Origin of the sequence: Paenibacillus faecalis (assembly GCF_900289175.1) — a bacterium.
GTDB lineage: Bacteria > Bacillota > Bacilli > Paenibacillales > Paenibacillaceae > Paenibacillus_AQ > Paenibacillus_AQ faecalis.
On sequence record NZ_LT985747.1, the window covers coordinates 3,060,234 to 3,072,370 of the forward strand.

The window sequence follows — 12,137 nt, forward strand, 5'->3', positions numbered from 1 at the left end:
CTTTCGACTCCCTCCTCCCTAGAAACATTCAAGCTGGGCCATCACTGTCTCTCTAGGGCAATAATCTCACTTGCAATTTGCGCGGCACGCATATAATCACCTGAGCGTTCCGCCTTAATCATTTCTTCTTTCTTTTGATCAATCTGTTTCTGCTTCGGATATTTCAGTACTTCACGTATGCAATCATCAAGTACTTGAGTATTCCAGTCGGTAGGATTATCCATCATGGAAATAGAACTAACCGTCATCTCAAGCCGATCATCATGAAGTGATGACATAAACCGGCTGATATCCGGTGGCTTGCCCTGTGCGTAATAAGCATAAAGATAAGCAGCAATCGCTGCATGATCATGAATATTAAACGCTTCTCCAAGTTTTTCACCCACATACCGGGCTGCCTCAGCATCCTGAAGCATTAATGATAACAGACGCCGTTCAGCGGCGTGATAAGCCGGCAAGAGCTTCGGTATAGAAATCTGCCCTTTTTTATGCCTACCATTATTCCACCTTTTTTCCTTATTATCCCCATTGCCCGTCTTTTTCTGTAATGATTGTCTCAGCAAATTGCAATCCTGCTTAAGACTTTCATAAGAAAGATTAAGCTCTGAAGATAATTCCCTCAAATAAACTTCACGTTCCGTTGAAGAATTTAAGGCGGCAATGATCGGAAGTGCTTCCTTCGCATACGATATTTTTCCTTCTTCTTCTAGCAGTATATGGTTTTTTTTCAGATATATAAGTTTAAATTTCGTGGTCGAAACAGCTGACTCCACCACATGTCTGAACCGCTCCGCACCATACTTACGGAAGTAATCATCCGGATCAAGTTCGTCACTCATAACCGAAATTCTAACTCTCAGGCCGGCATTTTCGAGCAGCGGTATGACCTTCATTGCAGCGGCCAGCCCGGCTTTATCTCCGTCATAAGTTACGATGACTTCTTCTGCCATGGACTTCATGAGTGCTGCCTGATTTTCTGTTAAAGAAGTTCCCATCGTTGCCACGACATTGTGAAAACCAGCTTCCCATGCAGATATAACGTCGAGGTATCCTTCGCATAATACGATTTGACGCAATTTACGTATGGACGTCTTTGCTTGGTGCAGGTTATACAACGTGCGGCTTTTGTTAAACAATAAACTTTCCGGGGAATTCAAGTACTTCGGCTGTCCTTCACCCAAGATCCGGCCGGCAAAAGCAATCACTCTGCCATTACGGTCATGGATCGGGAACATCACTCTTCCTCTGAATTTATCCAGGTAACCCTCATGGTCATGTCTTGCGGACAGCAGCCCGCCTTTCTCCATCTCTTTCAGATCAAAGGCTCGCTTGCTCAAAAATTGAACCAGTGTGTCCCATCTCTCAGGGGCAAAGCCAATCTGAAATTGATCGATAATTTTGTCGTTCATCCCGCGTGAGCGTAAATAAGCTATTGCTTCTTTGCCATGCTCTGTATTTTTCAATAAAAAATGATACAGCTTGGCAGTCAGCTCATAAGCTTCATATAAACGCTCCTTCTCCGGATTCCGTGGAATGATTGGACCGCCCTGACCTTCCGGTAAGGCGATATCATGTTCCTCTGCCATAACCTTAACAGCTTCGGGAAAAGAGAATCCTTCGATTTCCATTCTGAACTTAATGGCATTGCCGCCCTTACCGCAGCCATAGCAGTAGAAGATTTGCCGTTCCGGTGTAACCGTAAAAGAAGGGGTCTTCTCTGAATGAAAAGGGCATAACCCCTTCATGTACTTCCCTTGTTTCGTAAGGTGCACGTATTTGCTGACAGTGTCAACAATGTCGCTTCGGGCCAGTACTGCCTCGATGACTATATCCGGTATTCCTTGACCGGCACTCATCTCAACCACCTTCATCTCTTTAGCACGTAAATAGTATTCGCTATAAGGAATCGTTCTCCTGCAAATTTCGCAAAAGTTTTGTCAGTTTATGTTGAAAAATTCTTCGGTCCTCATCGATCATTTTCCTGGGGCCTTTACCATAATGCCCAGCTTTTCTAGCTTTGGCCTTATGGTGCCTGCTATCAAGTAAAAAATCGATATCCTGATCGTTGAATATTCGCCCACGAAACGACAAAACATGGCATGATTTTGCCAATGCCAATGCCGCCAATCCATAATCCTGTGTAACTACGATATCACCGCGCGCTATATGGTTCGCGATATACAAATCCGCACTTTGATCACTGCGGTCTACCTGAATAACCTTAACACCCTCCTCTTCACGGAGAAAATGATCGTAAGAGGAAACAAGCAGGACAGGAACAGAAAAAGCTCTGGCCGTCTCAGTAATTTCCTTCTTGACCGGACAGGCATCACCATCTACAACAATGTGTATTGGACGTATTGACGTCAAAGGTATCACCGGTTTCTCATTCATAAATGTTTGCTATATATTATATACGTCTTATGAGGGATAAAATCCTCCTTCTTCACCCGCGAATGGACAATCCTCTTTTTTCCAACAGGACAAGGAATGACGAAAGCGGCCCCTTTTTCGTTCAGGCTCCGCTTTCGTCAATTCAACACGTTCTATCTTTAATTGTTTTTCAAGCTGATATTACCATACCAGTTTTGTAAAATCAGCATACCTCTTCAAGTCACTGTCAATACCGGACAGCAGCGCTAAACGGTTGGCCTTCACTGCTTCATCCTCAGCCATCACCATCACGGAGTCAAAAAATTCGGTAATTGGTTCCTTCAATTCGCTAAGAAGAGCCAAGGCGGTTTTACCGTCTGACTGTGCCATAGCCGCCTCGTACGGTTGACGAATCGCCAGCCATGCCTCGTGCAATTTGCCCTCTTCCGCTTCTGTAAATAAACCTGGATTAACGGCAATTTTCCCGGCTTTTGCAGCCAGATTGCTAACCCGATTAAAGGATTCCACAACCGTTTTGAAATCATCCATTTCATGGACTGCATTCATAAGCGCACTGCCGCGAGAAACAACGGAAACGATATGATCAAATCCTGCTGAAATGACCGCATCGACAACATCATATCTTTGTTCCTCAGACAAGAGCTTTTTCACCCGCAGATTAAAAAACTCATACAGATCTTTACTTATTTCATTGCTAGAACGTTTCAGCACCCGAATATCTTCATGGACAGAAAGTGCGATTCCAAAAATATCAGCCAATGTAATCGGCAGCTGATGCTCGAGAATAATCTGTACAATGCCTTGTGCTTGACGGCGCAAAGCATACGGATCTTGAGAGCCAGTAGGGATGATACCAATGGAGAAGCAGCCTGCAATCGTATCGATTTTATCAGCGATGCTAATGATCGAACCTACTGAAGAAGAAGGCACTGCATCCCCTGCAAATCGCGGCTGATAATGTTCAAACACCGCTTTTGCAACGTTCTCCTTCTCACCGGCCTTGCGCGCATAGTCTTCTCCCATAACCCCTTGAAGTTCAGGGAACTCATAAACCATCTGGGTAACGAGGTCGAATTTACAAATATCTGCAGCACGGCTTACGGAATCAGCTGTCTCTGCAGACACACCCAGTTTTACAGCCAGGCTGTCAGCAATACGGCGAATACGGCGGACCTTGTCACCGATCGTTCCAAGCTCATCGTGAAACACGATGCTTTCAAGCTTCGACAAAGCTTCCTTGATGTGCAGCTTCTGATCCTCTTCATAGAAAAACTTCGCATCCGACAAGCGAGCACGCAGCACTTTCTCATTCCCTCTGGCAATAATATCAAGGGATCGGCTGTCACCGCTGCGTACAGTAACAAAGTACGGAAGCAATTGCCCTTGCTTATCTAGCACAGGGAAATAACGTTGATGCTCACGCATCGATGTAATGAGAACATCCTGCGGAATTTCAAGGAACGATGGATCAAACGTGCCAAACAATGCCGTCGGCGTTTCCACCAAGAACAAAACTTCCTCCAGCAGATCATCCTTTATTGCGATATTCCAGTCTTTTTCCCGAGCTAGTGCATTAATCTGAGAGACGATCATGTCCTGTCGCTGCTTCACATCCACAATAACGTGCTGATCTCTAAGTATTTCTTCATATGCCGAGGCTTCCGGAATGACAGCTTCACCACCAAGAAAACGGTGGCCTCTTGTCACATTGCCTGACTTTACACCAGTAATCTCCATATCGATCACATCGGAACCAAGAAGTGCAACGATCCATCGGATCGGTCGGACAAATTTAAATTCATATCCGCCCCATCTCATGTTCTTTGGAAAAGTCATCGAAGTAAGGATGCCGTTCAATCCTTCAGGCAAAATCTCGGAAGTTTTCACCCCAGCGCTTTTCTTCGTTACGTAGATGTACTCGGTACCTCCAAGCTCTTTAAATGTAAAGCTGTCCGGATCAACTCCTTGACTGCGTGCAAAACCGAGGGCGGCCTTGCTCCAATTTCCATTCTCGTCCAGAGCGATCTTGCGCGAAGGACCTTTGACTTCCTCGCTTACGTCGGTCTGCTTCTCTGCTACATCTTTTACAAGCACAGCCAATCTGCGCGGTGTCGCATACGATTTGACTTCACCATGTGCAATCCGGGACGCTTCAAACCACTTAACTGTTCTATCCTTGAGCTGTTCCATCGCCGCACGTAAAAAACGGGCAGGCACTTCTTCTAATCCGATTTCAAATAGCAAATCTTTAGTCACGCTGAGCGCCTCCTTTCTTAATCAGCGGGAATCCGAGCTTCTCACGTTCCTCCAAATAAGTCGCTGCAACTTGACGAGCCAGATTGCGAACACGCATGATATAGCCCGTTCTTTCGGTCACACTGATTGCGCCACGCGCGTCAAGCAGATTGAACGTATGCGAGCATTTCAAAACATAATCGTATGCCGGGAATACCAGGTGCTGACCCATCGCCTTGTTTGCCTCTTCTTCATACATGTTGAAGAGCGTGAACAACATTTTCACATCAGATACCTCAAAGGTATATTTCGAATGCTCAAACTCCGGCTGCTGAAATACATCCCCATACGTAATTCCATCGACCCATTCCAAATCAAACACATTTTCTTTGTCCTGAATATAAGAGGCCAGACGTTCCATACCATAGGTAATTTCAACTGCTACAGGGTTTGCATCGATGCCTCCAACCTGCTGGAAGTACGTAAACTGCGTTATTTCCATACCATCAAGCCACACTTCCCAGCCAAGTCCCCAGGCCCCAAGCGTCGGTGCTTCCCAGTTATCTTCAACAAAACGGATATCATGGTCAAGCGGGTTAATACCAAGACACTTCAAGCTTTCCAGATACAGCTCCTGAATATTGTCTGGAGATGGCTTAAGAATGACCTGGAACTGATGGTGCTGATACAAGCGGTTAGGGTTTTCTCCATATCGTCCATCCGCCGGGCGCCGGGAAGGCTCCACATAAGCTACATTCCACGGTTCTGGACCAATCGACCGCAAATATGTCATCGGATTCATTGTTCCTGCACCTTTTTCCGTATCATACGGCTGTACGATAATACAATTTTGTTCCGCCCAATATTGCTGCAGCGTCAAAATCATTTTCTGAAAATTCATGATTTTAGCTCCTTTACACCTTATTCAAAATCCCTTTTTCCACTTCTGTCACTTTTGCTCTGCACAACAAAAAACTCTCGCCTCTACGTCTGTTGTACAGACATAGGGACGAGAGCTGTAGCTTCCCGCGGTTCCACCCTACTTGATCCTTCATATAAGGACCCACTTTATGACGAGCAGCATGCTCCCGGACGCCATGTTCATGGATTTCTTCCGCCGGACTCCCACCATCACCGACTCGCTGAAGCAAGGACCTAAACCCACTACTTTTCCGTTCAACGCATGACAATATTCAATACTAGAAACTTTAACATATGATACCTAATTTTTTACCTGACGTCAAATATCATATTTGTCCATCTGGTCCAGAAAATTTTGCGATTTCAAACGTAAGCCGAGTTGAAAATCCATCAGCGCTCTCATAATCGCTTTAAGCTCAGCCCTAGTCGAATCACTCACATTAATGCTGCCCAGTCTTCTAAGATCAATTTGAGCAAATATGCGAAGCAATTTTAGCGTCTTCGGAGACATTGGCATAGCCGGCGGGTCCAAATGCTTGCAGCGTCGGCACATTACTCCTCCAAGTCTTGGACTGATCAGTAACTCTGTATCTGCTCTCTCCTGATTACAAGAGATACAAACGTTCAGTTCCGGACCGTAACCTGCAGCTTGCAATATTTTCATTTCATACAGATTGGTTATAATCTGCGGATCTTTATCTTCCTGAAGTGCCGTAAGACAAGCTTTTAACTGATGAAACCAAAAAGCGCCTGTCTCTTCATCCTGAAGCACCCGATCCAGAAGCTCGCAGGCATATGAAGAGTAGGCGGCTTTCATAAGGTCCTCCCGAAGAAGGTGATGAGATTCTATAATCTCTCCGGCATTTAATGTGCCGAGTCCGGTACGATTTCTAAAAAAAACATACTCTCCATAAGTGAAGGGCTGTGTCAATGCAGCATGACGACTCTTCATCTTTTTCGCACCGCGGACGAGAACCCCTACCTTGCCTGATTTTTCGGTGCAAAGCGTAATAATCTTGTTCCCCTCGCCGTAGTCCATACTGCGGATGACGATCCCTTCCGTCCTGTGTAGCATGACTTTTCCCCCAACCATTCCTGAAGCAGCCAAAAATCATTCGTTCTCTTCATATTCAACCGGCTCTTCTTCTTCACTTGTAATGGACAGCTCTGGGGTGCCGTCGGACTCCTTGTACAGCAGATAAGCATCGACATCTCCAGTCATTGCAAAATACTTCCACGAAAAATCTCGCATTCGTATTCATCCTTTCTTTCGAAAGACATGGACGTCTATCATCTACAAGAATTAGGATGTGCGTTAACACTGGATTTATGATTTGCAATTGTTGGCAGAAGTCCGAATCACCCGATCCCCTTTACACTGTAAGAACTATTCGCGGTGAAACCCGAGATCTCGAAGGACGCGCTCTTGGTTGCGCCAATCTTTTTTCACCTTTACCCACAATTCAAGAAAGATTTTAGAGCCGAGCAATCGCTGTATATCCTGACGAGCCTGTCGGCCAACTTCCTTCAACATGGAACCTTGCTTTCCGATAATAATCCCTTTTTGAGAATCACGCTCCACGAAAATAACAGCCGATATATGGACGACGCCATTTTCCTCAACACGCATATCTTCAATCGTGACGGCAATGGAGTGCGGAACCTCTTCCCTTGTCATGTGCAGTATTTTTTCACGAATCAATTCCGCGCAAACAAACTGCTCTGGGTGATCGGTCACCTGATCCTCAGGATAATACTGCGGTCCTGGCGGTAAATACTTCTGAATCTGATCCAAAAGGGTATTCACATTATTGCCCAATTTGGCAGAGATAGGTACGATTTCCGCAAAGTCCAGCAGGTTACGATATTCCTCAATAAGCGGCAGCAAAGCGGTTGGTTCAATTTTGTCAATTTTGTTCATAACAAGAATGACAGGCGTGCTAATCTGCTTCAGTTGCTCAATGATAAAGCGGTCCCCTCCGCCAAGACCCTCTGAGGCATCCACCAGAAACAAGACGGCCTCAACCTCACCTAATGTGCCAAGCGCAGTCTGATTCATGTAATCCCCAAGCTTGGATTGGCGTTTATGAATTCCGGGTGTATCCAAAAAAACGATCTGTGAATCGTTCGTCGTATACACGCCATGTATTTTATTACGAGTTGTTTGCGGCTTATCTGACATAATGGCAATCTTCTGACCAATCACCTGGTTCATAAGCGTCGACTTGCCAACGTTTGGTCGGCCGATAATAGCTACAAAACCCGATTTGAACGTTTTATTGTGCATAAAATTCCTCCGTTAACATGTTGCTCCATTGTTTCTTACAGCTTCATTGACCATCAAGATTACATATTATTTCGTTCCCAAACTCCATGAACCCAAAGCTCCGGGCAGCAGTTCTTCTACAGTTTGCTTACCGGATATCGCTTACCCAGGATATCACCGGCTCATAAAAAACAGCAATACCGACAACTACTGCAAAACAAGCGGTAACCAGCACAGCCCCTGCAGCTGTATCCTTGGCAATACGGGCCAAGGGATGATCGTCAGGAGATATCAGGTCAACCACAGCTTCCACCGCTGTATTTATCAATTCCGCTGAAATTACTAAAGTTACGGCAAGCCCCAGAAACAACCACTGTATCAGTGTCAGGCCTAGCAGTCCCGCAGCCATAAACACAACAACTGCAGCAACGATATGAATCTTCATGTTTCTTTCGGCTTTAAAGGCATGAATAATGCCTTGTACCGCATATTTAAAGGTGGACCGCAGGGAAGACCTATACGGCTTTCCCTTCACTAACGGGTTAACCCCACTTGGGCTAATATAGCCTCTTGTTTTCCCATCATTACCGATTCACTTTCCGCATCCTGATGATCGTATCCGAGCAAGTGCAGGAAGCCATGGACGAACAGAAATCCAAGCTCCCGCTCGAGTGAGTGACCGTATTCCTCACTTTGCAGTTTGGCACGTGAAACAGAGATAATAATATCTCCCAGTACATCAGGCACGCTATTTAGCTCGTCCTCTTCATCCAGCTCGTAAATGATCTGGAGCTCTTCATCTGTCTCTTCATTCATTGCAAAAGATAACACATCAGTCGGACGGTCGATTCCGCGGTATTCTTTATTTAGTTCGTGTATCTGCTTATCATCAACGAAAGTGAGATCAACTTCTCCTTCCGTTATCCCTTCAGCTTTTCCAGCTTGCTGCAGAATTCGTTCAAGAAGAGATATCAATTCATCCGAAATATCAAACTCCTCTTGTTCATTGTTCCATACCAGCTGCAGACTCATCCTTAAACGCTCCTTCTACTGTCTTCTTCGGACTCCGGCTTTACGGAATCCACCGACTCTTGTTGTTCAGCCGGACTGTCCGGCTTCGGCTTCTTAATCTCTTCCGGATATTCAATCCGTGAATGGAAAATGCCCATCACGGTTTCCTTCAGCGTCCTTGCAATAATATCAAGCTCTCTCATCGTCAGATCACATTCATTAAACTGATGGTCATCCAGACGGCCCTTTATGATCTTCTCAATCATCGATTCAACCTGCTCCACCGTCGGTTTCCGCAAGGAACGAACCGCAGCCTCCACGCTGTCCGCAATTCCTACAACAGCCGCTTCCTTAGACTGTGCTTTCGGCCCTGGATAGCGAAAATCATCTTCGGTGAAATCAGGCTCTACTCCCTGTTCCTCAGCTTGCCGAAGTGCCTTATGGTAGAAAAAGTGTAAAAATGTTGTTCCATGATGCTGCTCTGCGATATCCCGTATCGGCTTTGGCAGCTTGTAATCCTTGAGCATTTCCACACCATCTCGCGCATGGGCCACAATAATGGACTTGCTGAGTTTGGGGTCCATGGAATCATGAGGATTCTCCATGTTGTTCTGATTTTCGATAAAATAGACAGGTCGTTTCGTTTTACCGATATCATGATAATAAGAACCAACGCGGCACAACAATCCATCAGCACCGATGGCTTCAGCTGCAGCTTCCGACAGGTTTCCGACCATCACACTATGGTGATACGTGCCCGGAGTTTCAGTAAGCAGCTTCCGCAGCAGCGGATGGTTCGGGTTTGACAGCTCCACAAGCTTGAGCGGCGAGAGGATACCGAAAGTAACCTCAAAGAACGGCATTAGGCCTATGACAAGCACAGCTGTCAAAATTCCGCCAGCCACAGCAAATGCCAGGGCATATATAGATTCTGCTCTCGTCCAGGAAGAATCCTGAATCAGCATCATGATCAAAACGGTCATCGCCCCGAATAAAGACACCATGATTCCGCCCTTAAGCAGGGTGGAACGCTGGCTTGCCCGGTGGATCGAAAAGATAGCCACACAGGAAGTTACCGCGGCAAAAAAACCGAAGTGAAAATCGAACATTTCCCCTTTATCTACATTCAAGATAACACTTGCCATGATACTGAATATAATGGCGCTGAAATAAGCCAAATGCATATCCAAAAGCAGCGTTATCAGTATAACTCCTATCGCGACCGGAGCCAAATAACCGACGAACATACGCTGTTCACTCTGCAAAACACCAGCCAAATGCATGGAGATCAGCGTAATGAAATAAATCAGCACCATCATAAACACTTGGGAATTATTATATTTAAACATGTTCATATCGATCTGTCGGATAAACATCAGTATTCCCACGGAAAGCAGGATGGAGAATAAGAGAACGCCCAGCTCTGGCCAATAGTTAACTTCATCTTTCAAAAGACCGTTTTTGCCAAGCAGTTCATACAGCTCGGGAGTTATGAGCTGACCTTTCTCTACAAGTACATCACCTTGATTAATATATACAGGTGGGGTATTCTCCCTGGCCTCAACCTTGGCTTCCTTCGTAGCGACCTCATCATAGAACTTATTGGCTGTCAGAGATAAGCGCGCAAGCTCCTGGACCACCTCTCTTGACGTTCGGTCATCAAGCGAACTCGCACTGACGAGCTCAGCTACTTTGGCTCTTGGAACCTGCGCATCTACGGTTTCACTCATGAGCCGTGACACGATGTCCCTTGCTACGATCTTCATCTCATTGATATCTTCAGGATTTAACCTAGGGATTTTAATAAACGTTTCCTCGGGTACCCGGTAAGCCTGCTGACTAATCACCTTTTTCATCTCTTCAAGCAGCTCCGGTGGATAATTATCCCGGTTGTTTTGGATAAAATTATTCACAAAATCCTCAACCCGTTGCGGAAGTTCCTGTCTGTAAATCCCGATCTTATCCTGCACAGAAACCTCATCCTGATTCAAACGATCAATCCGGTCAAACAACTGAGTAACGAGTACATCATTACGAAGCGGGACATATGTATAAATAGGCTGGACTTTATCGGCCGCTTCTTCCTGCGCCTCTAGAGTTGCCTTGCTGTCCTCTATTTGCACGGGTGCAGTAATATTCTTTTCACTGCGCGTACCAACCTGTATGTCATAGCGCTCCGGAAGAAGCTTTGAAGAAAGACTGATGTAAAACAGTAGAGCCAGAAACAAAAACAGAATATAGCGTGTTGCCACGCTATATTTCCAACCGTTGTTTTTAACGAATATGGACTTGTTTGTCGATGGTTCTTTGGAGGCCATAGCGACAATCCCCTTTAATCTTGGTTTTCTGCAGCTTTATCATATGCAACGATGATCTTTTGTACTAAAGAGTGCCGCACAACGTCCTGCTCCGCAAAGTAAACGAATCCGATATCTTCAATCTCATGCAATATGGTCTTCGCTTCAACCAAACCTGACTTTTTACCGCGCGGCAGGTCAATCTGGGTAACATCTCCCGTTATGACCATCTTTGATCCAAAGCCGAGCCTTGTCAAAAACATTTTCATTTGCTCAGGCGTTGTATTCTGGGCCTCGTCCAAAATGATGAACGAATCGTCCAGCGTTCGGCCTCTCATATATGCAAGCGGCGCAATTTCAATCAGACCTCTTTCAAGAGCCTTGGCTACTTGATCCGGTCCCATAACATCATACAGAGCATCATATAACGGTCTCAGATACGGATCTACCTTCTCCTGAAGATCGCCGGGCAGAAAGCCGAGGTTCTCTCCAGCTTCAACGGCCGGGCGGGTAAGGATGATCCGTTTCACTGACCCTTCCTTGAGTGCAGCTACGGCAAGCACTACAGCCAAATAGGTTTTTCCTGTACCTGCAGGACCGATACCGAACACGATATCCTTCTTCTTAATCGTTGTAACATAGTGCTTCTGTCCAATCGTCTTTACCCGAATAGGCTTTCCACGATATGTTGTCGTAATTTCACCTTTATACAGATCCAACAGCTGGTCAGCACGCAGATCTTTTGCCAAATCAACTGCATAAAGAACATCTCTCTCGGTCAGGATATAGCCATTGCGAATAAGCTGCAACAGCACATCAAATAACTGCTGCAAGCTTTCCAACTGACGCTGCTCACCGGAAATATTAATAACCGCTTCTCTTGAAGCAATTCTGGCGGGTATTTCCGATTCGATAATTTTCAAAAAAGAATCTTGCGGTCCGAACAAGGATAGTCCTTCAGACGCACTTTGCAAATAAATCTGAATGCTGGTCGATTGCTGTGACAAATAGAT

11 protein-coding genes are annotated in these 12,137 nt (G+C 45.6%); all 11 read right to left on the bottom strand.

Going from position 1 to position 12,137, the window contains the following annotated elements:
• Positions 1-41: 41 nt before the first annotated feature.
• Positions 42-1,856 carry a DNA primase gene (gene dnaG / locus C8268_RS14570; RefSeq protein ID WP_106768345.1) on the bottom strand — a complete coding sequence of 605 codons (1,815 nt, stop codon included), beginning with the start codon at positions 1,854-1,856 and terminating at the stop codon, positions 42-44.
• Between the two features lie 40 nt (positions 1,857-1,896).
• Complete coding sequence (locus tag C8268_RS14575; protein ID WP_420094248.1) at positions 1,897-2,370, bottom strand: YaiI/YqxD family protein; 474 nt, start codon at positions 2,368-2,370, stop codon at positions 1,897-1,899.
• 204 nt (positions 2,371-2,574) lie between these two features.
• Positions 2,575-4,650, bottom strand: coding sequence for a glycine--tRNA ligase subunit beta (glyS, locus tag C8268_RS14580; protein ID WP_106768347.1), 2,076 nt, complete (start codon positions 4,648-4,650; stop codon positions 2,575-2,577).
• A complete protein-coding gene (gene glyQ / locus C8268_RS14585) occupies positions 4,643-5,530 on the bottom strand; it encodes a glycine--tRNA ligase subunit alpha (protein WP_106768348.1) in 888 nt (295 codons plus the stop codon). Before glyQ ends, glyS begins: the two co-directional genes overlap by 8 nt.
• 339 nt (positions 5,531-5,869) lie before the next feature.
• A complete protein-coding gene (gene recO, locus C8268_RS14595; protein WP_106768350.1) occupies positions 5,870-6,625 on the bottom strand; it encodes a DNA repair protein RecO in 756 nt (251 codons plus the stop codon).
• Between the two features lie 36 nt (positions 6,626-6,661).
• The gene (locus C8268_RS14600; RefSeq protein WP_106768351.1) at positions 6,662-6,802 is read right to left on the bottom strand and encodes a YqzL family protein; all 141 of its coding nucleotides are present in this window, start codon (positions 6,800-6,802) and stop codon (positions 6,662-6,664) included.
• Between the two features lie 135 nt (positions 6,803-6,937).
• Positions 6,938-7,837 (bottom strand): GTPase Era, encoded by a 900-nt coding sequence (era, locus tag C8268_RS14605; RefSeq protein ID WP_106768352.1) that lies wholly within the window; start codon positions 7,835-7,837, stop codon positions 6,938-6,940.
• Positions 7,838-7,964: 127 nt separating this feature from the next.
• A complete protein-coding gene (locus C8268_RS14610) occupies positions 7,965-8,351 on the bottom strand; it encodes a diacylglycerol kinase family protein (protein WP_106768353.1) in 387 nt (128 codons plus the stop codon).
• Positions 8,351-8,848: an rRNA maturation RNase YbeY gene (gene ybeY / locus C8268_RS14615; protein WP_106768354.1), complete on the bottom strand. Its 498-nt coding sequence runs from the start codon at positions 8,846-8,848 to the stop codon at positions 8,351-8,353. Before ybeY ends, C8268_RS14610 begins: the two co-directional genes overlap by 1 nt.
• A gap of 2 nt (positions 8,849-8,850) precedes the next feature.
• A complete protein-coding gene (locus C8268_RS14620) occupies positions 8,851-11,145 on the bottom strand; it encodes an HD family phosphohydrolase (protein ID WP_106768355.1) in 2,295 nt (764 codons plus the stop codon).
• A 14-nt stretch (positions 11,146-11,159) separates the two neighbouring features.
• Positions 11,160-12,131: a PhoH family protein gene (locus C8268_RS14625; protein WP_106768356.1), complete on the bottom strand. Its 972-nt coding sequence runs from the start codon at positions 12,129-12,131 to the stop codon at positions 11,160-11,162.
• Between the last annotated feature and the right edge of the window lie 6 nt (positions 12,132-12,137).